Origin of the sequence: Lentzea sokolovensis (assembly GCF_033949975.1) — a bacterium.
GTDB lineage: Bacteria > Actinomycetota > Actinomycetes > Mycobacteriales > Pseudonocardiaceae > Lentzea > Lentzea sokolovensis.
Genome location: NZ_JAXAVU010000001.1, coordinates 1,001,946 through 1,022,957, shown reverse-complemented (window position 1 = coordinate 1,022,957; position 21,012 = coordinate 1,001,946). Strand labels below are relative to the sequence as shown.

17 protein-coding genes are annotated in these 21,012 nt (G+C 69.2%); 11 read left to right on the top strand and 6 right to left on the bottom strand.

Annotated elements, in window-relative coordinates:
- Positions 1–269 precede the first annotated feature (269 nt).
- From SK854_RS04255 to SK854_RS04245, 3 genes are read left to right on the top strand one after another with little or no spacing between them, the layout of a single operon-like run.
- Positions 270–713 carry a hypothetical protein gene (locus SK854_RS04255; protein WP_319973612.1) on the top strand — a complete coding sequence of 148 codons (444 nt, stop codon included), beginning with the start codon at positions 270–272 and terminating at the stop codon, positions 711–713.
- The gene (locus SK854_RS04250) at positions 710–1,198 is read left to right on the top strand and encodes a hypothetical protein (protein WP_319973611.1); all 489 of its coding nucleotides are present in this window, start codon (positions 710–712) and stop codon (positions 1,196–1,198) included. The genes SK854_RS04255 and SK854_RS04250 overlap by 4 nt, the downstream gene beginning before the upstream one ends.
- Entirely contained in the window at positions 1,195–1,932 is a 738-nt protein-coding gene (locus SK854_RS04245) for a hypothetical protein (protein ID WP_319973610.1), read from the top strand. Before SK854_RS04250 ends, SK854_RS04245 begins: the two co-directional genes overlap by 4 nt.
- A gap of 254 nt (positions 1,933–2,186) precedes the next feature.
- On the opposite strand, the gene SK854_RS04240 is transcribed toward SK854_RS04245, so the two are convergent.
- Positions 2,187–3,053 carry an SAM-dependent methyltransferase gene (locus SK854_RS04240; protein ID WP_319973609.1) on the bottom strand — a complete coding sequence of 289 codons (867 nt, stop codon included), beginning with the start codon at positions 3,051–3,053 and terminating at the stop codon, positions 2,187–2,189.
- Positions 3,054–3,069: 16 nt separating this feature from the next.
- The gene (locus SK854_RS04235; protein WP_319973608.1) at positions 3,070–3,993 is read right to left on the bottom strand and encodes a DUF6461 domain-containing protein; all 924 of its coding nucleotides are present in this window, start codon (positions 3,991–3,993) and stop codon (positions 3,070–3,072) included.
- 192 nt (positions 3,994–4,185) lie between these two features.
- Here SK854_RS04235 and SK854_RS04230 point away from each other — a divergent pair, with 192 nt between their 5' ends.
- The 5 genes from SK854_RS04230 (at position 4,186) to SK854_RS04210 (ending at position 10,337) form a co-directional block, all read left to right on the top strand.
- On the top strand, positions 4,186–6,969 hold the full coding sequence (locus SK854_RS04230; RefSeq protein WP_319973607.1) for an AIR synthase-related protein: 2,784 nt from the start codon (positions 4,186–4,188) through the stop codon (positions 6,967–6,969).
- Positions 6,966–7,634, top strand: a complete 669-nt coding sequence (locus SK854_RS04225) for a phosphoribosylformylglycinamidine synthase subunit PurQ (RefSeq protein WP_319973606.1) — start codon at positions 6,966–6,968, stop codon at positions 7,632–7,634. The genes SK854_RS04230 and SK854_RS04225 overlap by 4 nt, the downstream gene beginning before the upstream one ends.
- A gap of 87 nt (positions 7,635–7,721) precedes the next feature.
- Positions 7,722–8,813, top strand: coding sequence for a serine hydrolase domain-containing protein (locus tag SK854_RS04220; RefSeq protein ID WP_319973605.1), 1,092 nt, complete (start codon positions 7,722–7,724; stop codon positions 8,811–8,813).
- Between the two features lie 52 nt (positions 8,814–8,865).
- Positions 8,866–9,360 carry a hypothetical protein gene (locus SK854_RS04215; RefSeq protein WP_319973604.1) on the top strand — a complete coding sequence of 165 codons (495 nt, stop codon included), beginning with the start codon at positions 8,866–8,868 and terminating at the stop codon, positions 9,358–9,360.
- A complete protein-coding gene (locus tag SK854_RS04210; protein ID WP_319973603.1) occupies positions 9,357–10,337 on the top strand; it encodes a hypothetical protein in 981 nt (326 codons plus the stop codon). The genes SK854_RS04215 and SK854_RS04210 overlap by 4 nt, the downstream gene beginning before the upstream one ends.
- Before the next feature lie 93 nt (positions 10,338–10,430).
- Here SK854_RS04210 and SK854_RS04205 read toward each other — a convergent pair whose 3' ends face one another.
- Both SK854_RS04205 and SK854_RS04200 read right to left on the bottom strand, forming a co-directional pair.
- Positions 10,431–10,751: a hypothetical protein gene (locus SK854_RS04205; RefSeq protein ID WP_319973602.1), complete on the bottom strand. Its 321-nt coding sequence runs from the start codon at positions 10,749–10,751 to the stop codon at positions 10,431–10,433.
- 67 nt (positions 10,752–10,818) lie between these two features.
- Entirely contained in the window at positions 10,819–11,445 is a 627-nt protein-coding gene (locus SK854_RS04200; RefSeq protein ID WP_319973718.1) for a Crp/Fnr family transcriptional regulator, read from the bottom strand.
- A 152-nt stretch (positions 11,446–11,597) separates the two neighbouring features.
- Here SK854_RS04200 and SK854_RS04195 point away from each other — a divergent pair, with 152 nt between their 5' ends.
- The 3 genes from SK854_RS04195 to fxsT are packed head-to-tail and all read left to right on the top strand — an operon-like array spanning position 11,598 to position 18,975.
- Positions 11,598–13,715 carry a VMAP-C domain-containing protein gene (locus tag SK854_RS04195; RefSeq protein WP_319973601.1) on the top strand — a complete coding sequence of 706 codons (2,118 nt, stop codon included), beginning with the start codon at positions 11,598–11,600 and terminating at the stop codon, positions 13,713–13,715.
- Positions 13,712–14,746, top strand: coding sequence for an AAA family ATPase (locus tag SK854_RS04190; RefSeq protein WP_319973600.1), 1,035 nt, complete (start codon positions 13,712–13,714; stop codon positions 14,744–14,746). Before SK854_RS04195 ends, SK854_RS04190 begins: the two co-directional genes overlap by 4 nt.
- Positions 14,743–18,975, top strand: coding sequence for an FxSxx-COOH system tetratricopeptide repeat protein (gene fxsT / locus SK854_RS04185; RefSeq protein WP_319973599.1), 4,233 nt, complete (start codon positions 14,743–14,745; stop codon positions 18,973–18,975). Before SK854_RS04190 ends, fxsT begins: the two co-directional genes overlap by 4 nt.
- On the opposite strand, the gene SK854_RS04180 is transcribed toward fxsT, so the two are convergent.
- Together SK854_RS04180 and SK854_RS04175 are read right to left on the bottom strand one after the other, a co-directional pair.
- The gene (locus tag SK854_RS04180) at positions 18,961–20,688 is read right to left on the bottom strand and encodes an HEXXH motif domain-containing protein (RefSeq protein WP_319973598.1); all 1,728 of its coding nucleotides are present in this window, start codon (positions 20,686–20,688) and stop codon (positions 18,961–18,963) included. The two genes, fxsT and SK854_RS04180, sit on opposite strands and share 15 nt — an antisense overlap.
- Positions 20,682–20,927, bottom strand: coding sequence for a hypothetical protein (locus SK854_RS04175; RefSeq protein WP_319973597.1), 246 nt, complete (start codon positions 20,925–20,927; stop codon positions 20,682–20,684). The genes SK854_RS04180 and SK854_RS04175 overlap by 7 nt, the downstream gene beginning before the upstream one ends.
- Positions 20,928–21,012 lie beyond the last annotated feature (85 nt).

Genomic DNA, 21,012 nt, shown 5'->3' with positions numbered 1-21,012 from the left:
ACCGAGGGGTTCTGGCAAAACGGCCCTGGCGCACGCGATCGAGGGCAGCTTCACCGGACACGTGCCCAGGGTGCTTCTCGACTTCGAGAAATCGGCTCCGAGACGTCCTACGGCCCCGGCACGTTGCGAGCCCCGCTGATCAACAACTTCTGGGTGCGCAGCGAAGACGAACGCCTCGTTCTGAACCCCTGGTTGCGCCGCGTGCTGCTGCACGAGCTGGCCGCTCGTCCCGACGACCATCGCGCCTGCTGGGCCAAGGTGCACGCGCAATGTCGTGTGCGGCAGGAGAAGCACGGCAGTCAGGTGGACGCTCTCTACCGCGCGGCCTCGGACTCGAGGACATCGACGCCATCGTCGCACACCTGAGCGGCCCGCTCGACGCCGATGAGGTCCACTTCGACGACGACGCGAGCAGGAAGTGGCCGCAGGACCTGGACGCGATCACGGCCGCACCGAACCGCCTGCCCGCCGGTGCCGACCCGCGCGACCAGGTGGGGCAGCTCATCGGAACCACCCAGCACACCAAGAACTCCCGAGTGCTGTCCCGCCTCGTCACGGCTCAGTGGTTGTACGGCGATCCGCTGGCAGATCCATTTCGGACACTGCGGCAGACGATCGCGACGGCGCTCGACCACATCGTGACCCAAGTGCACGGCGCAGGGGCATTGGTACTCCTGGACCGCGCGGGAGCGTACCGAAAGGGCTTGCATTGAGCAGGTTGATCACCCCGCACGTACCCAGACCCTGGTGGCGCAGGAAGACGCCGTGGCTCGTCATCGTGGTCGTGTTGGTCCTCGCCGGTGGTGCCGTGGTCGTGCCGATGGTGTTGACCGCGGCGAGCACGTGCGCGGAAGGCGTTGTGCGGCAGGGTGATGAGGATGAGTGCGTGGGTGTGACGGATGGCAGTCACGTGTTCGATCCGGATCTCGCCGAAGTCCAGCGTCGCGTCCAGGACGAGAACGCGGGGGTGCTGCGGGCGAAAAAGCCTCATGTCACCGTCGGTTTCTTCGTGCAGATGACGTTGACGGACAAGGACTCGGTGTCGATGGCCTGGGTCAGACACCAGCTGCAGGGCGCCTATCTCGCGCAGTTCCGGGCCAATCACCACCACGTCGCCGGTGATCTTCCCCTGGTCCGGCTGCTGCTCGCCAACCCCGGCACCGACATCGCGGCTCACTCGGCTCCTGTGCGAGTTTGAGCCACCGGAGCACCGCGTCGATGGCGCCCGGCGCGGTCGGCGGCGTGGTCTCGACCTCGAGCATGGCCTGGGCGAGCGCCCCCGTCGGGCGCGGCCCGCACCGGTTCATGTCCACATCGGATGGACTTTCCGGTCCGATGTGGACACCACGCACCCGGTCGAGGATCTCTTTCGCACCCGCCTACCGGTTGCTTCGCCAGCCGACTGAGCTGTGGAACGGGAGCAGGCAGGCGAAGAAGGCTGCCGGGAGGTTGCCTTCCGATCGCGCGCGAGAGCACAACGAGCTCCTGATCCTGCGGGCGAGGATCGCCGCCGCGCACGGCTGCTCCGCGCGGGCCAAGACGTTGATCGCGAAGGCGATCACGAGGTTGACCGAGCTGGCCGTCCACGGCGCCTCGTACGCGGAGCTCCTCGGCCGTGCGCACCTGCTGTCCGCGGAGCTGCTCGGCGCTGTCGACGAGGTCGACCAGGCTCGAAGCCTCTTCGTCGATCTCGGGCAGGCTCGTTCGGTCGCGTCGTGCGAATGGTCGCGTCTCAAGCTGGGCCGCAAGACGAGGAAGCTGACGCGCCGGGACGTCATTCTGCTGGAACGGATGTGCGTCGACCCTGCCGAACGGTTGCTCGCCGTCGAGAAGCACGAGCGCTGGAAGGAGGAGCGGACCGGAGCGCGCTGGTACCGCAGGCGTGCGTACTGGCGGGACGTCGTCGGGTGCGTGCGGGCCCGACCGGGCTGAGTTTCTGCGGCAGCCGGGAGACGCGTGTCCGGACGGTGTTGCGGGACATGGCCGTTCAGGTCGCCGTGCATGCCACTGACCGGTGGACGCCGTGCGGCTTGAGGCGCGACTCCCTTCGCGCACGTCCCAGGCGGCGCCCAGTTCATGTAGACGGTCATGGCGTCGTAGAGCGCCGCTTGTGCTTCTGTCTTGCGGCTTGTGTCGGCGAGGTCCTGCTGGCCGACCCACGCGTTGCACCACGGGCTGCCGCGAACTCATCGATCCCGGTGACGAGGTAGGGCGCCGGGCATGAGCGTCGCGGCGGCCAGCCAGGCCGCCGGCACGGGTGCGACCGACCTGCCGTGCCCGATCGCGGGATCCACGCCCGCGTGCGTGCTCGCCAGCCACCCGGAGGCGCCGAGCCAGTCCGTGATGTCGTCGCGGGCCGACCGGAAGGCCACGCCGTGCTTGCCCAGCCCGCCGCGCACCTGCGCGCCCTGATCGCTGAGCATCGAGACCTGGAGGTGTTCGAGGTACAGGTGGCTGCCGGGTGCGGACAGCGCGGTCGCCGCCGCCAGCAGCGCGTCGCACTCCTGCGGCGTGAGGTACATCAGCACGCCCTCGACCAGCCACGCGGTCGGCCGCGCCTGGTCGAAGCCCGCCGCGCGCAACGGCGCCGTCCAGTCCGCCGTGAGGTCGGCGGCCACCCCGACCCGTTCACACGAGGACGCCAGGCCGGACCGCGCGACCAGTGCCGTCTTGAACTCGGTCATGTCCGGCAGGTCCAGCTCGAACCAGCGGGTGCCGGGCGGGCACGGCAGGCGCGTCGGACGGCCGTCCACCCCGGCCGCGAGGGTCACGACCTGCCGCACGCCGCTGTCCAGCGCGTCCCCGATCCGGTCGTCGAAGTACCGGGTGCGCACCACGTGGTACGAGGGGAAACCGCTGGACGTGACCTTCATCTGCTCGATGAACGCGGCCACGGCGGGCGACGCCGGGTGGTCCTTCAGCTCGGCGAGGAGGAACGTGGCCAGCGGGTCGGTGAACAGCGGCCGCGGGTGCTCGCCCTCCTGGTGCCGCACCCAGGCCGTGTAGAGGGCGGTCTGGCTCAGGCCGTCGGCGGGGATCTTCAGGTCCGGCATTCGTTCTCCTCGGTGGTCAGGCCAGATCCGCGCGGAACACGGCGGCCAGGGCCTGGGTCAGGTGGCCGAAGCGGAAGCCGCGAGAACGTTCCTCGTCGCTCATGCGGCTCCTCTCGAGGTTGAGCGACCAGCTCGCCCTGCGTGCCAGCGTCGACCACTCGCGCACGTGCCGGCCCAGGTCGCTGTCCGGCGTGACGACGACGGGTTGGCCGCGCTCGGCGGCCGCCAGTGCGGCGGCGAGGCCCGGTGTGCCGCCCACGTTCAGTTCGGCGACGAGCCCGGTGGCCCTGGCGAGCGCGTCCTCGACGCCGGACGGCCTGGTACGGCTGAACCAGTGGTCGAAGTGCACGCTGGGCAGAGGCGCGGTGATCTGCTCGTGGGTGGGCAGGACGCCGGTGATCAGGCCGGTCAGTCGCAGGGCACGGGCGACGACGTCCTCGCAGGGGCCCAGCCGGCTCTCGTCCTCGTCGTCGACCGGGTCGGGGTCGAACGCCGCTTCGCGGATCAGGGGGAGCAGGCGGTCCGGGTCCGTGCCGCCGCGGTCTTCCGGCCAGTTGAGGTCGAACGACGTGGTGACCTTGCCGTCGACGGCGTGGGTGAAGCTCGGTGAGGCGTAGTCGTGCCGCAGGAGCGCGACGGCTTCCGTGCCCCGCGAGAGCGCGTCCACGAGATGTTCCAGCCAGTAACCGTTCGGCTGGACCAGGACCGTCCACTCGCCCAGCACGAGTGCCGAGACCACCTCCGGGTAACCCTCGTCGAAGTTGTGCATCTGCTCGATCTCCGTGGGCGTGCGGTGCGCCAAGGTGTCTTCCAGGCCGCCGACGCGGCGCAGCGCGTCCAGCGGGGTGAGGTCGCGGACGAACGCGAGCGCGAACATCTCGCTCAGAAAAGCGGGATGGCCGTGGCCGGCGTCCGCCCAGGACAGGTCGTGCTGTCGCATGTGGGTCCCCCAGATCGATTTCGCGCGTGTGAGTGACGCGCGTCGCGCTCCGCCGATGCGGGCCGGAACGGCCTCACCGCCTAGGGTGCTGCATGTGTCGCAGTGCGGCCTCGCCCGGTTGCCTGGGTGCCTGCTCGAGCGCGGTCGCCGCCCAGGACAATTGGCTCCGACCGTTCAGCTCCAGGAGGATTGTTGATCCACAAGTTCTCGGTTCGCTCCGCGGGCATCGCGGAGCCCGACATCCGTGAGCTCGGCCGATCGTGGGAGCTCGACGACCTCGAGGTGTGGCGCGACTACTACGTCGAGTTCGAGGGCACGCCGGACCCCGCCGCGCTGACCGAGGTGGCCGCCGTGCTCGGCGACCAGCTCGACGTCGAGGTCTCGCTGGACCAGCCGCTTCCCGCGGGCGCCGTGCAGGTCGCCTACAAGCGCGGCGTGGTCGACAACGAGAGCGACTCGATCATCACCGTGTGCGGCCTGCTCGGGGTCGAGGCGCGGGCGGGCAAGGTCGCGACCAGCTACAGGTCGGCCTCGCCGAAGCTGCGGGACCTGATCGTCTCGACGAGGTTCAACTCCACGATCGAAGAGCTGCACGACGAGGAACCGCACTACGACACCCTCGTGCCGCAGGGGCACTACGAGTCGGCGGCGCAGTACGACCTGCGCGGGCTCGACGACGCCGGGCTCACCGAGCTGGGGGTGGCCGGGGGCCGCAACCTCTCGCTCGCCCAGATGAAGCACGTGCAGCACGTCCAGGAGACGCTCGGCGACGAGTTCGTCACGGACGTCCTGCTGGAGGCGCTGGACGCCCGCTGGAGCGACCACTGCGCGCACACCACGTGGAAGTCGCTGGGCAGCCTGCTCGGCAGGCTCGTCCAGGCCGCGAAGGACGTCGACAACCCGAACGTGCTGAGCATGTTCCACGACAACGCGGGCGTCTGGGACTTCTACGACGGCCACGCGATCGCCATCAAGGCCGAGACGCACAACGGGCCGTCGGCGATCTCCGGCTACTTCGGCCAGCTGACCAAGCTCGGCGGCGTGCTGCGCGACATCCTCGGCACGGGCCTCTCAGCCGACCCGATCGGCAGCTTCGAGTACACCGCGGTCGGCGAGCCCGAGGCGCCCGCGCCGATCAAGGGCCGGCCGGACGCGCGCAGGCTCGCCGGCGAGACGATCCGGGCGATCAAGGAGTACGGCAACACGTTCGGCGTGCCGATGATGTCGTCGCGCATGACGTTCCACCCCGCGTACCGCGCCAAGCCGTTCGCGCTCGGTGGCAGCATCGGCCTGCTGCCCGTGTCGGCGGCGCAGCGCGGCACCCCGCGACCGGGTGACTTCGTCGTCCTGATCGGCGGCCTGACCGGCAACGAGGGCATCCACGGCGCGTCCGCCAGTTCCGCGGGTGCCGTGATGGACACCGCCGCGGTGCAGATCGGCGCGCCGCTGGAGCAGGTCAAGTTCCGCAAGGCGCTGATCGAGCTGCGCGAAGAGGGCTGCATGAGTGCGCTCACCGACGTCGGTGGCGCGGGCCTGAACAGCGCCGTCGGTGAGATCGGCGAGGCGTGCGGCGTGTGGATCAACACCGCTCTGGTGCCGTTGAAGACCGCGGCGCTGCCGATGTGGCGGATCCTGCTGTCCGAGTCGCAGGAACGCATGCTGCTCGCCGTGCCGCCGGAGCACCAGGAGCGGGCGAAGAAGATCCTCGACCGCCACATGGTGCGGTCGACGGTCATCGGCCGGTTCGCGGACACGGGCCGCTACCACGTGTTCCACGCGCCGGACCTCACCGAGGAAGCCCTGATCGCCGCCGCGCCGGACGCCGTTCCCGCCCACAACGGCGAGCTCGGCTTCGACGTGGCGTACGACCTGCTGGACATCGAGGTCGAACGCCAGGAGGTCGGCCCGCCGCCGCGCCCGTCCGGCGTGCCCGAGTGGCCGGAGCTGGCGCCCACGCAGCTCGCCGGGCTGCTGGAGGAGGTCGTCGCCGACGCGGAGGTCGCCTCGCAGCACTTCGCCGACTCGCAGTACGACTCCACCGTCCAGGGCAACACCTGGTACGGCCCGCACTACGGCACCGAGACCTCGGTCCGCACGGCCTACTGGGCCGGCACGCCGGTGGCCGGTTCGCCCGCCGCGGCCGTGCTCAACACCGCGTTCAACCCGTGGATGTTCGACGCGGACCCGGTCGCCGCGACCCGTCAGATGTTCTGCGCGGCGATCGCGGGCCAGGTGCTCGCGGGCGTCGCCGTCAAGGACATCTGCATGTGCGACAACTTCTACACCCCGCACCTCTCGCCGCACTGGCGCGAGTGGCTGGTCGGCATGGTCGACGAGCTCGCGGTGCTGGTCCGCCACTTCGGCGTGCCGCTGATCTCGGGCAAGGACTCCTCGGCCGGTTCCGTGCAGACCGACGAGGGCCTCGTCAGCGTGCCGCCCGCGGTGTTCCTGTCCGCGCTGGGCAAGGTCCCGCACACCGACGCCCTGCTGCGCGAGCAGTGGACCACGGCGGGCAACGTGCTGGTCCGCGTCGGCCTGGCCACCGGCTCCCCGGTCGGCACGGTCGCCGCGCGCAAGCTCAGCCTGCCGACCGGCGCGCTCGACGACCTGGCACTGTCCGATGTGGACAGCTACCTGGCCGCGCTCGCCGCGAGCAGGAACCTGTTGCGCAGCGGTGCCCGCATCGGCGCCGGCGGCGTCGCGGGTGTGCTCGCCCAGGGTGTGCTCGCCAGCGGCATCGGCGTGAAGCTGGAGTCCGCGACCACCGAGTCGCTCTTCGCCGAGCACCGCGTCGGCGCTGTCGTCGAGGTCGCCCCCGAGGACGTCGCCGCCCTGCCCGCCGAGCTCAGCCCGGTCGTCCTCGGCACGCTCGAAGGCACGCTGGAGGGCACCGGAATCGTGCTCGAAGGCATCGACCTGTTCGCTCCGGCCGCGCGCGACGGCTGGCTCAACTCGTTCACGGCGAGGATCGCATGAAGCCGACCGTCAACGTCCTGTACCTGCCCGGCACCAACTGCCAGGAGGAGACCGTCCGAGCGTTCGCCGAGGTGGGTGCGGAGCCGCGGATGCGGTTCGCGGCCGACCTGCTGGCGGGCACCGAACGGCTCGACGACGCCGACATCCTCTGCATTCCCGGCGGGTTCTCGTTCGGCGACCACCTCGGCGGTGGCGCGGTGGCGGCGGCGTTGCTGCGCAGCCACCTCGCGGACCAGTTCGAGGCGTGTCGTCAGCGTCCGCTGATCGGCATCTGCAACGGGTTCCAGATCGCCGTGCGCGGCGGCTGCTTCGGCAAGGTCGGCCTGAAGGTCAACAGCGCCGGCACGTTCCACAACGAGGAGAACCAGCGGCACGTCGTCGAGACCGACAACGACAGCCCGTGGCTCGCCGGCCTGGGTGGCCAGACCCTCACCTTCCCGTGCGCGCACGGCGAAGGCCGCTTCGACCCCGGCAGCGAGACCGAGGGCTACCGCGTCGCACTGCGGTACGAGAAGGACTCCAACCCGGACGGGTCGTTCGAGGACGTCGCGGGCATCACGAGCGCCGACGGACTGGCGTTCGGCCTGATGGACCACCCGGAGCGGGCGATGGACCGCGAGGTGCGGCTGGCGTTCTTCGCCAACGGCGTCAGCGCGGTTCGCTAGCGGTAGAACGACCTGGTGCTGGCCCTACCGCGAGCGCGGGGGCCAGCGCCATGGTCGTGACCCGGCCGGCCCGGCACGGTGGTGATCATGAAGTCACTTCTGATCGCCGCGCTGGTCGCGGTGACGCCTTTGCCGCCGCTGCAACCGGAACTGCTGCACGCGGCCATCGCCGACCTGGAACATCCGGTCGTGACGTCGGCGCAGTTGCGGGTGTCGGGCGAGGCAGGGCGCTGGTACGGCGCCGAAGGCGTGGCGGAGCAAGGACGTCCGGTCCGGCCTGACGACCGGTTCCGGATCGGCAGCGTCACCAAGGTGTTCGTGGCGACGGTCGCACTGCAACTGGTGGCGGAGCGCAGGCTCAGCCTGGACACGAAGGTGCGGCACTACTTCCCCGACCTGCCGGAGTCCGTCGACGCGGTGACGGTCGGGCAACTCCTGAACCACACCAGCGGAATCCCCAACGAGGTCGGCTACCCCGACCTGAGCACGCCGGAGAAGGTACTCGCGCACCGGTACGACCAGTGGACGCCCGAGCAGCTCAGGGCGCTGGTCCCGCCGACGGAGCCCAAGTTCACGCCCGGCACGAAGCAGGAGTACCGGGGCATCAACTACCTGCTCGCCACGATGATCATCGAGAAGGTCACCGGCTGTGATCTGGCGCAGGAGGTGGAAAAGCGCATCACCCGTCCGCTCGGCCTCACCAAGACCTACGTGCCTGGCCGCAACGAGACGAAGATCCGCGGCGCGCACGTGCACGGGTACCTGAACGTGCCGGGGCAGGGCTTGGTCGACGTCAGCGACTTCAACTCCTCCCGGGCCCACGGCGAGGGTGACATGGTCTCCACGACCGGTGACCTCACCAGGTTCGCCGCCGCCCTGTTCGACGGCCGGTTGGTGCGGAAAGACCTGCTGGAGAAGATGTTCACCGTGCCGAAGGTGTCCATGGTGGACGGTTCGCCCGCCTCGTACGCCACGGGCCTGCAGACCTTCACCGTCAACGGCGTCGAGGTGTGGGGCAAGACGGGGGAGTGGTACGGCTTCAACGCGGGCGTGTTCTCCACGCGGGACGGGCAGCGCCGAATCGCGTACTCGTTCACGCCGACGGTCCGCGACAGCTCGCAGCAGCTGATGACGTTGCGGATCGCGAACGCCGTCACCAGCCCCGCCCCGACGCCCTGAAGCGGTTCGTTCGGGCTGTAACGCTCGACCGGGCGGGGCGGATGAACCTGCCATGGGTTTGGTCACGGTCGAGGGAAACGCCGTCAGGTTCAGCGAGTCGGTGGCACGCATCGCCGACTCGCTGAGCCCGCTCGGGCCCGCCGGGCGGTGCGTCGCCGAGTCGTACGCGCTGAACACCGAGATGCGCCGGGTCGGTGAGTCGAAAGCCGCGCACGACAAGGAGATCACGCTGGCGTTGCTGGACCAGCGCCGCCGCGAGTCCTCCACCACCTTGCGTCAGATGCAGAAGCACCTGGGCAGGGCGGACCGCAGTGCCGCGGCGTTGCGGGAATGCATGGTCAACATGCAGCGCGAGACCGTGAAACCGGGACTGGCGCTGGAGGAACGCCGCGCCTACATCGACCTGACCTCGCACTTCACCACGATGCTCGTCCAGCACCACACCGATCTCACCGGTGGCGTCGCGAACGTCATCGACAAGGTGCTCAACGGGGCCGGCGCGGCCGCCCTCGCACCGGCCGGCCGCAAGCCCGGCCGCCGCCGGTGAGCGGCAACCAGCGTGGCTGTGGCGGCTGCGCGCTCTCGTTGCTGGCCCTGATCTTCGTACTGCCGCTGGGAATCGTGCTGCTGGCACCGGCGTTCGCGGCCCGCGTCCTCGTCGACGGCCTGCCGGAGCAGCAGCCCTACCTGCGCGAGTGGCTCTGGGGCGCGGCCATCTCGGTGCCGCTGGCCGTGCTGCTGGTGAGGTCCGTGCTCAAGCGCGGTGGCCGCGTGCGCGGGGCACCGCCGCTGAAGCGCTGGGCGGGGTTCCTCGCACGCGGCGTCGTGCTGCTCGCCGCCATGAACACCTTCGCCTTCCTGAAGCGGAAGCCGTCCGCTCCCGGCGAGCACGTCGTCGACGACGGCATGCCGCTCTTCGTTGGTGCGGCACTGATCGGTGTCGTCGTGCTCGTCGTGATGGCGTTGTGGGACCGCCGCCCCCGCCGGGTCACCGTCGAGGAAGTGCGTGCCGCGGCCACCGAGGCCGACCGCACGCTGAAACGCGTCCGTGCCGAGAACGTCCGGGTGCGCCGCCAGGCCGAGCAGGTGCAGGCCCGCCTGGTGAAGCTCCAGGCCAGGAACCCGGCACGCCCCGACGTCGAGTTCCACTCCCTGCGCGTCTTCCACCGCGAGTCCTACCAGTGCGCCGACACCGCGCACCTGGCCTACGGGTCCGCGCAGACCTCGTTGCACACCATGTCGTTCCTGGTCCGTCACGCCCGAGTCGCACCACTTCAGCTGGTGGTGAGCAAGCGGGCCCGCGCCGAGATGCGTGCCGCCGCGGCACATCTGCAGAGGTCGCACAGCGAACTCCGGTCCCAGGTCGACCAAGGGCTCGACATGGTCCGCACCCTGAACGCCAACACTTCCGAGCTCAAGCGCGAGATCCGTGACAGCTGCGGTGCCCAGGGACAGCAGTGGTTCGCGGACCTGGAAGAGCGCATCGAGCAGGCGCGCGAGGAACGCCGCGCGGGCATCCGCTGAGGCTTGCGGGCCGGTGCCGACGGGCGCGCTTTCGTGCTCCGCCGGCACCGGCTGGGTGGCGTGGCCGCGCCCCCCGCCGCGGCCGCGCAGGTCTCAGAGCCGCACCAGGTTCGTCGTCCTGACCGGTTCGGGGTCCTCGGTGGGCAGCTCTTCCGGGAGCCAGGAGCGCAACGCCCTGCCGAACAGCAACAGCGTGCGCCAGGTGTCCCAGAGGGCGATGAGCGAGGCCGACAGCACCGCGGCGACGGCCAGGGCCAGCACACCGTCGGCGTCGAGCAGCACGACGACCGCCACGACCGCCCACAGCTCGACCACGGTGAACACCACCGCGAGCACCACCTGCTCCGTGTGCTTGCGCCGGGCGCGCAGGACCTGGGTTCGTGAGTCGGGGTCAGGCAGTGAACGGCGCTTCATGACGGGCTCCTGCGGGCTCGGCGAACTGTGCCTTCGAGGAAATCGCCGACGACGCGAGAAGTCTGCGTCAGATGCCACAGAGAGCGCGCAATTCTTCCTCGCGAAGAATTTCTATGCCGTTGCGCCGGGTCAGGATGATTCCGGCGTCGCGCAGGACTTTCAACGTCCTGGCGAGTGTTTCGCGGGAAATCCCCACAATTCCGGCCAGCTCCCGCTGGCTCAGCGGCACGGTGGCGATCAGATCATCTTCTCCCCGGTGCGCGAGGTCGAGCAGCATCGCGCCCACGCGGTACATCGACGGGCCGGTGCGGAGGTCCTGCTGGCCCGTCATGGCGCGCTGGCGGGACGCCACGACCCGCAGCATCGCCCAGGTGATCCCTGGACGCACCTGGCAGAGCCGTTCCAGCGCACGAGCGGAAACCACCATGCCGGACACGGAATCCACCGCGGTCAGAGTCGCGGAACGGCGGCGGCCGTCCACGGCGGAGAGTTCGCCGATGATCTCGCCGGGGCCGCGGACGGCGAGCACCGTCTCCTCGCCGGTGACCGTGAACCGGCTCACCCGAACCCGGCCCGTCGACACCACCAACACGTTGCGCGACTGGTCTCCCTGATGACAGATCACCGATCCGGCTGAAAATCCGACACTGGTCGCGGAGTCTCGCAACGCTGTGCGATCGGCTGCGTCGAGCATCCCCCAGAAAGACCGGTCAATCCCCATGCTTCCATGATTCAGGCAACCGCACGCCGCGCACTGCCCCGATTGATCTAAATCAGGCCGGAATGCACCAATAATCAGATCAACTCCGGATAATGGACCATCGCCTATGCCGGTAGGGAGAACCCGTGGAACAGACACCACGCGCCGAGCCGCGGGCGGTGCTGGCCGTGGACGTGGAGAAGTTCAGCGACCCCAGCCGGACCAACCACCACAAGCTCGTCGCCCACGGGGGTCTCTACGACGCGCTGCACGCCGCGCTGCGCGAAAGCAACATCGAGAAGCGGAGCTGGCACTGGGAGGACCGCGGTGACGGGGCGATGTTCCTGTTCACGCCGGAGGTGCCCAAACAGGTGCTGTCCGAGTTCCTGCTGCGTCGGCTGATCGCGAACCTGCTGCGCTACAACGCCACGGTCACCCAGGAGGCCCGGATCCGGCTGCGGATCGCGCTGCACTTCGGCGAGGTCACGCTGAATGACCAGGGCGCGGTCGGCGACTGCGTGAACCTCACGTTCCGGCTGCTGGAGGCGGATCCGCTCAAGGCCGCGCTGGCCGGGTCGTCCGCCGTGCTGGCGGTGATCGTGTCCAGGACCTTCTACGAGGAGGTGCTGCGGCACGACCCGGCGGCCGAACCGGACGCCTATCAGGAGATCGAGGTCGCGGTCAAGGAGACGACGACCTCCGCGTGGATCCGGGTGTCCGCGGAGTCGGTGCACGTCACGGCTCCGTCGGTACCGGTGGCGACACCGGCGCCCGCTCCCGCCGAGATCGACGACAGGGCCGTGTCGAGCGGGGGCGAGTCGCTCGGAGTCCTCGCCGAACTGGTCACCAGGATGCCGTTGATGGCGCGGCTGGACGACCGGCGGTTGTGCCTGGACCTGGTGAACAGCTCGCTGGAGCCGCGGTTGCGGGTGACCGAGTTCGCCGACGCCAGGCTGCACGTCTTCGCGATCGTCCTCGCCTGCGGGAAACGGCCGGGCGCCGTGCGCAAGCTGCTGCAGGCCCTGCGCCGGCTGCAGCCGGAAGCACCGGAACTGGAGCAGATCGGTCGTCTCGTCGACGAGATGGCGACGCTGGAGCTCTTCGCCGACGAGGACCGCCGTGCGCTCACCGACCTGTTGCGGGACACGAACTTCCCGCAGCTCGCCGAGTGCTACCGGGCTGCGGCGGGTGGCCAGGCCACCCCGCTGCCACCCGGCAGGCACGACACGGTCGACGTGCTCAGTCGCCTGGAGCGGATGAACGCGAGGCCCGACGGCGTACCGCCCGCGCTCGCACTGCTCGAACACCTCGCCCTGCGCGCGGGAGACGTGCTCTCCCAACGCCTGTGGCAGTTCTCCGAGGACCAGGCCCGTGCCATGGGCCTGCACGCGGACCTGCTCGCGTTGCGAGGCTCCATCTCGGCGGAGACCGCGGAGGTGGTGGCGCCCGCCGAGGCGTCCCTCGTGCTGCGGCTGCAACCGCACGGCGTCGAGCCCGGCCGGTACCTGCTCTCCGAGTGGTGGCAGGTGAACTCGGCGACGTGGGCCCCGCAGCGCGGCCGTGACCACACCGGCAGTCTCGCCGAGCTCCAGACGAGGGTCGGTGAGCTGGTGAGCCGGATCGAGGGCTGGGCGGAGAACGCGAGCACCGTCTCGATCGAGATGATCCTGCCGAAGGACCTGCTCAACCTGCCCGTGGACCAGTGGATCTCGCTCTCCGACGAGGTCGCGACCCCCATCGGGGTGGACTACCTGGTGTCCCTGCGGTCACTCGAAAGAAGCAGGGAGAAAGCGAAACACAGGCGGTGGAAACGACGATGGTCCCACCTGGAGAGCCATCTCCAGGCAGGGGACAGTCCCCTCGACGACGCGATGCACCGCAGCCAGCTCGACGGCGCCCGGCACCTCCAGAAACTCGGCGCCAGACTCGCACTCTCCGAGAACGTCGTGCTGCTCGTGCTCGCCGACCCGCCCGCGGGACGCGAGAGCGTGGGCAGGATGGAAGTCGCGATCGCGCTCAAAACGGGGGTGCCGGTGCTGGTCTGGCACCGCGAGGACTGCGCGGCCAAGGCGTTCCAGACCGCCGTCGACGACCTGCTGGCCGACGGAGGGCTCGGCAAGTTGCTGGAGAACATGAAGAAGCTGCGGGCCCAGGCCCAGTACGCCGACGACTGCGACGCGCATCCGGGAAGCCACATCAGCGTCCTGTGGGACGACCCGAACCGACAGGTGGAGCCTCTGCCGCAGGAGGTGGTCGCGCCGTGACGCGCGTCGAGGACTGGCACATCTACACCGGCACGGGACAACCGCGCGCCGAGGTGGACCTGAGGACCGATCTGCCGGAACCGCCGCCGTGGCGGTCGTTCCAGGGCGGCCCCGCGTTGCCCGTGCCGATCGGTGCCGAGCACGACAACACCCGGAGGATCGGCGCGCCGGGCGCGGACACGTCCTACCCGGCCGACCGGCACGAGATCGACATGGTCAACGCGGCTTTGCTGCTGCGCAGGCCCTTGCTCGTCACCGGAGGTCCCGGTACCGGTAAGACCTCCCTGGCTTTCCGGGTGGCGCGGGAGCTGTCGCTCGGGCCGGTGTTGACGTGGCCCGTGACGTCGGGCACCAAGCTGCGGCAGGACGGCCTCTACGAGTACGACGCCATCGGCAGGGTCCACGCCTCCAGCGCCAGGGCGAGCGGGGTGGTCGACGAGCCGACCGACATCGGGGACTTCGTGCACCTCGGTCCGCTGGGCACGGCGCTGCTGCCGTACGAACTCCCGCGAGTGCTCGTGATCGACGAGATCGACAAGGCCGATCTGGCTCTGCCCAACGACCTGCTCGCGGTTCTGGAGGACGGCGAGTACCTCGTGCGCGAGCTCGCCCGCATTGCCCGCCGGACGCCGAAGGTCGTGGTGCACACCGCGGATCCCGGTGGCAGCGCGGAGATCACCGAGGGACGGGTGACGTGCCGCGCGTTCCCGTTCATCGTCTTCACCAGCAACCGGGAGAGGGAGTTCCCGCCCGCGTTCCTGCGCCGCACTCTGCAGCTCGAGATGCAGCCGCCGAACGAGGAACAGCTCGCGAGCATGGTCGCGGCGCACTTCCGCGACGCGTCGGACGGTTCGACCGAGCTCATCCGGAAGTTCCTGCGCCGCAGCGAGTCCGAGAACGGACTCGCGATCGACCAGCTCCTGAACACCGTCCAACTCGCCACGTCGAGCGGGCTCACCGCCGACAGGATCGCGTGGGAACGACTGCGCGACGCGTTGTGGCACCGGCTTTCCACGACGGGGTTCGAATGAGCGCGGCGGAACGGGACCTCACCGCGCGGGACGTGGCGGACGCGCTCTGGCTGGCGAGCCGGGTGTGGCACGCGACCAGAGAAGTGGCCCGACCGGCAGCGATGCCGGCTTCGCCAGGACAACGAGATCCCGTGCTGCTGCCACTTCCGCCGCCGGACGTCATCCAGGACGAACGCCGCGACCCGCCTTCCTCTCCGGTGCTCGTTCCGTCCTCAAAGGACGATCTGCCACCGTCGTCGCGGTTCGTCATCGGCACACCCCTGGACAACGCACAGGGCGTCGCGCCACCCGCCACCGAGAACCTGCCGCACACCCGAGCCATCTCCAAGGCACTACGACCGTTGACGAGGCTCGTGCCCTCGGAGCGCGAGGTGGAGCTGGACGAGGAGGCCACCGCGGTCCGCGCCGCCGAGACCGGCGTGTGGATGCCCGCGTTCCGCCCGGCGCTGACCCGTCCGTTCGAGGTCGCGCTCGTCGTGGACACCGCGTCACTGGAGATCTGGCAGCGCGAGATCGCGGACTTTCGCGCCGTGCTGGAGACGCAGGGCGCGTTCAGCACCGTGCGCCTCTACTTCATCGACTTCGACGGGGAGAGCGTCGGCGACCTGACGGTGCGCGTCGGCGCGCCGGACGGTCCGGCGCGAGGTCCCGCGGAACTGCTCGACCCCACCGGACGCCGCCTCGTGCTGGTGGTGACGGACGGAGTCGGCCGGGCGTGGCACACCGGCGCCGCGGACAAGGTCATCGGAGTCTGGGGCCGCTCGGTCCACGTGACGGTGATCCACTTGCTACCCCACGAGCTCTGGAGCTGGACCGGCCTCACGACGACCAGGGTGCAGCTGCGGATGCCCGAGCCGGGGGCGCCGAACAGCCGCATCCGCTACCGCCTGACCGACCTCTCCGACGAACGCCCGCCGGACACCGCCGTGGCCGTGCCGGTCCTCGAACTGCGCCCCGACTGGCTCGGCCGCTGGTCGGAGCTCGTGACCGGTGGCGGACCCGCCGTCCGGCTCACCACGCTGTTCGCCGACCCGAGCACGAAGGAGAGCAGCTTCGAGGTCGACCCGCTGCCGCACCTGAGCCCCTCCGACCGGGTGAGCCGCTTCCGCACGATCGCGTCCCCGCCCGCGTTCGCGCTCGCCGGTCTTCTCGCCGCCAGCCCGGTCCCGCTCCGGGTGCCGGTGATGACGGTGGTGCGACGCACCGTGCTGCCGGACACCAAGCTCTCGCATCTGGCCGAGGTGCTGCTCGGCGGCCTGGTCGAGCGCGACGAGGACGCGTCTTCTGGTACCTACGAGTTCCGAGACGGATTGCGCCAGGAATTGCTCTCGACGTGTTCGAGAGCCGATACCGCCCGCGTGCTGCGCACCGTGGCGGACTTTCTAGGGCCGAAGGCCGAAGCGGTGAGCGGTCTCAAAGAGGCCCTCGAGGATCCCGGTGCGGACATTTCTGCGGCGACTGAGGAATCACTGCCACATCTTCGCTTGCAACAGATCATCTTCCGCGCCATGTCCGGGCCTTACGCCAAACGCTCTAACCTTATCGCAGCCTCCATTACCGCGCTCACGGCGGACCTGACTTCGGCAGTGACCCCTGTCGCTGAGACGATTCAGCCCGTGTCTGCCTTCACCGAAGAGGATTCCCCCTCACAAACATCACCGATCAATGCAGCTGACCCAGGAGGGACAGTGACCCTGCGAGACGAGACCTCGTCCACCTTCCTGGGCAGGCAAGGCGATGTACCGCGGGCATGGTCTGCGCCTCCGCGCAACTTCAACTTCACCGGGCGAACGGGGATGCTCTCCGCTCTGCACGACCGGCTGACCTTCGGGGACGCGAACCTCACCGCGGTCCTTCCGGAGGCACTTTATGGTCTGGGTGGAATCGGAAAATCGCAGATCGCGATCGAGTACGCCTATTTGCACGCGGACGACTACGACGTCGTCTGGTGGATTCCGTCAGAAGACCCGACGCACATTCGTTCGGTCTTCATGGCGCTCGCCGAACAGCTGGGAATCCCGAACACCGGCGCGGTCAACTCCGTGATCGAGGCCGTCCGCGAATCACTGCGGCGCGGCCAGCCCTATCGGCGGTGGCTGCTCGTGTTCGACAACGCGGACAATCCAGAGGACGTACGTCCCTTCTTTCCCGCCGGCGGTTCGGGGCACATCTTGGTGACATCGCGCAACACCCACTGGTCCAGCGTGGCGCAGACCGTCGAGGTCGACCTCTTCAGTCGCGCCGAGAGCAAACAGCTGCTGCAGCGGCGAAACCGCGGCCTCACCGACGACGACGCCGAGCAGGTGGCCGAGGTTCTCGGTGATCTCCCCCTCGCGATCGAGCAGGCGGCGTCCTGGCTCCGCGAGACCGGCATGAACGCGGGTGAATACCTCTCCCTCTTCGCCCGCAAACGAGCCGAACTCCTCGAAGCGGGTTTGCCACTCGACTACCACGTCCCGGTCGCGGCCGCGTGGAACGTCTCGCTCGACCGCCTGGCGGACGAAAATCCTGCGGCCCTGCAGCTGCTGCAGGTGTGCTCCTTCTTCGCTCCCGAACCGATCAGCCGAAGTCTTTTCATCGAGCTCCAGGGAATCCCGGTGCCCGACGATCTCGGTGACGCGCTGCGCGACCCGTTGCTGCTCGGCAAGGCCATGCGTCAGATCAACAGGTACAGCCTGGCGCAGATCGACCAGAGCAAATCCACCATTCTGCTGCACCGGCTGGTGCAGGGCGCGTTGTTCGACCGGATGACGCCGCAGGAACGCTCCCAAATGCGCCACGCCGCACACGTTCTCCTTGCGACCGACGACCCGCGTGGCCCTGGATTCGAAAAGAACTGGTCCAAGTACATCGAGCTGCTGCCACACGTCCGCGCCTCGAAAATGCACGAATGCGATGATCCCTGGGTTCGTCGCACGGCTTTGCACTCAGCTGTCTTCTTGGCGGCGTGGGGCGACGACCAAAGTGGTCTGGATTACGCCCGTGAGTTGCTCGAGTTCTGGAGCGCGAGGTTCGGGGAAGAAAAGCCCGACACGCTCACGGCGGCCAAGCAGGTCGGCGTCTGCCTGCGTGCTCTCGGTCGTTATGCGGAGGCGCTCGTCGTCGACGAACGCGCGTACTCGGTGGCGCGCGAGAACCTGGGCGAGGATTCCGAGAACACCCTCGTCCTCGCGAACATGGTCGCGCAGGACGTGCGTGCGTTGGGTGATTTCACCAAGGCGTGGCAACTGAGCGACAGCGCGTACCGCATCGCGAAAGAGGTCTACAGCGACGAGGACGGTCTCACCCTCGCGACCGCGGAGAACCTCGGGATCGCGCTACGTCTGGTGGGAAGGTTCACCGAAGCCCGGGACATCGACCAGTACGCCTGGGAACTGCGCGCCCGAATCCTCGGCGACGAGCACCGGTTCACGCTGTCGACCCTGAACAGCCTGTGCCTGGACATCCGCGAGTGTGGTGAGTACGTCCAGGCCCGCGACATGCTCGAAACCGCGGTGGCGAAGCACCGGCGGCTCTTCGGCGATGATCACCCGGACACTCTGCGCGCCATCAAGAACCTCGCGGTGGCCCGGCGCAAGGCGGGAGACCACGCCGGAGCGCTGCACCTCTCCGAGGAAGCGGTGCTGCGGTACACCAAGCGGTACGGCGAGAACTACCCCGGTTCGCTCGCGGCGGCGATGAACCTCGCCGTGGACCTGCGGCAGACCGGTGCGCTCCAGGAATCGCGGGAGCTCGGTGAACGAGTGATGCGTGCGTATGGACAGACGCTGGGCGAGAACCATCCGTACGTGCTGGCGGCCAAGACGAACCTCGCGGTGACCCTGCGGCTGATGGGCGACATCGAGAGCGCGTCCGAACTCAACGAGGACGCGTTCCTCACGATGCAGGACGCATTGGGCTACGACCACCCGTTCACGCTCGTCTGCGCCACGAACAGGGCGAGCGACTACGCGGCATCGGGTGAGTACGAGAAGTCCTACTCGCTCAACCAGCGTGTGCTCGAACGCTCCGGCCGTTCGCTCGGCGAGGACCACCCGTCGACTCTGGCCTGTCTCGCCAACATCGTCCTCGACCTGCGCGGTCTCGGCCGCACGGCGGATGCCGAGTCGCTCCAGATCGATGTGATCAGCAGGTTCCAGCGCGTGCTCGGCAAGAACCACCCGGCGACGATCGCCGCTGCCAGCAGCACCCGTGCCGACTGCGACCTCGAACCCCTACCCACCGGCTGAGCGGTCACCCCCGGCCCACGCGGCAAGTGCTCGTGGGTCGGGGAATTCTCCGGTGCAGGCGGCGATCTCGGCATGCGCGGCCACGACCAGTTCCGGAAACAGGAGCAGTGCGCGCGTCCCGGGATCCGCGAGTCCGAGGCCGATCCACGCCTGCACATCGTCGGGCCGTGCCGCGATGTCCGCGACGTAGAGCCGCGCGGCCTCCTCATCGTCTCCTGCGACGTGCCGCACGTCCGCGGCGGTAGCGGTCGCCAGGACGTCCTGAACGCGGCCGGTGAACTCGGTGGGCGCTCGCAGCCACAGCCGGCGCAGCTCCAGGCGTGGCAACGGAGAAGTGGGCCGAGGGGACAACGTCGGGTGCGGCACCGCGCCGAGCGGACGTGGCTGCCCGTGAAGCCATGCCTCGACGAGTTCCTTCACCGCCATGGGATCCGGTGTGAGGTGCCGGGCACGCCAGGTCGCACGATGGTCCTGTGCGGCGAGCCACGCGGCACGCCCCGCCTCGGAGCCGACCTCGACGTTGCTCCATCCGGACAGTCGCGCCACCATCACCGCGGCGAAGCGGCGGCCCAGGTGGGTCAGTTCGGGACAGTTGCGCAGAAATCTGGCCGCGTGGAGGGTTTGCGAGCGCCAGAGGGCGAACTCGAAGTCCGCGCGGTCCGACGCGGCCACCAGGCGGCGCGCCCTCCAGAAGTCGGTCACCCCGAGAAACGCGTACACCCCTTGGAGAAGCCCGCTCACGGGCCGGGGATCGTCGCGCCAGGGCGCGTAGCAGTAGGCGTTTCCGCCCAACGCGCACAAGGGCTGCATGGTGTCCAGCCCGGCGAGTTTCGTGTGCTGCACCTCGTGTGTGAGCGCTTCGGCGAACGCGGTGGAATCCAGCGGTTCCGACATCAGCACAGCACCGAACGCGTCCGCCGACGAGCCGCTGTAGGGCCTGCCGCCGGGCAGGCTCGGTACCGGCACGATGGTGCTCACCAGGGCGGAAAGAGCGTTCGCGTGCTCAGGGCTGAGCAAGGCCCACGCCTGGTTGAGCCCTTCGTCCCACCGTGCGACGTCGAGGTCGGTCAGCCGATGTGGTGGGGCCGGTGCGCGGTAGTCCCGCCTGGGGTCGACGTCGTCCAGCAGAGGGAGGAAACCGGGTGGCCCGATGCGCCGCACGGGCGACCAGTGCTCGTCGTCTGGTATTCGGACCGTGTGGCCCCTGCAGGACAGGGTGAGCCGGCCGTCGCGGCGCTCGGCGCGCGCGAGTGCCCATGGCCCGGCCGCCTGCACGGTCGCGATGCCCAGCGATGGCAGGGAGATCACGCCCCGGCTCACCGGAACGTCGAGCGCGAAGTCGATGTCGCACCGGTGAGCCGCGGCCGCGGCCACGCAACTGAGGTAGCCGACTTCCACCCACAGCGGAGCCGCCGACTCCATCGTTCCGTGCAGTGCTCTCAGAACATCAGCCAGCCAAATGCCGATTTGGGGCTGTACCAGAACATCTCGTACCAGGGACGGGGACTTCCGTTGTGCCGCGGTCAGCAGGTCCCACGCCTCGTCGAGCCCGAGCAACGACGAACGGGTCGACACCTCGTCCAGCAGGGTGCGCAAAGCGACCAGGCGGGCGCTGAGCTGGCCGTCGCTCAGCAGCCGCAGGGCCGCCTCGTCACCGCCGCCCCGCGCGAGCTGGTCGACCGTGTGCAGTGGCAGCCGGTGGGGACTCAGCACGTGATCAGCGGCAGCAGCCTTCGCTCGTCCTGCCGGTTGGGCAGCCGGCTACCGGAGCAGTTGCCGGAGTTGTTGCCGGAGTCGAGCATCCGCGCCGCACGCGAACCCGGATCAGCGACGTTGAGCAGCACCGTGCGGACTGAAGCGGCCACCGCGTCGTCCGTCGTGTACCTCAGCTCATCGAGGGAAATGCCTGTCAGGTCGACGAGTTCGCAGTTCACCTCTGGAGCGTCTTCCATGGGTTCCCTCCCGGTTACCGACCGTGACACCGATGTCACTTGCATCATGCCCAATCGGCCTGATGTATGGGAGATCCTTTCGCGT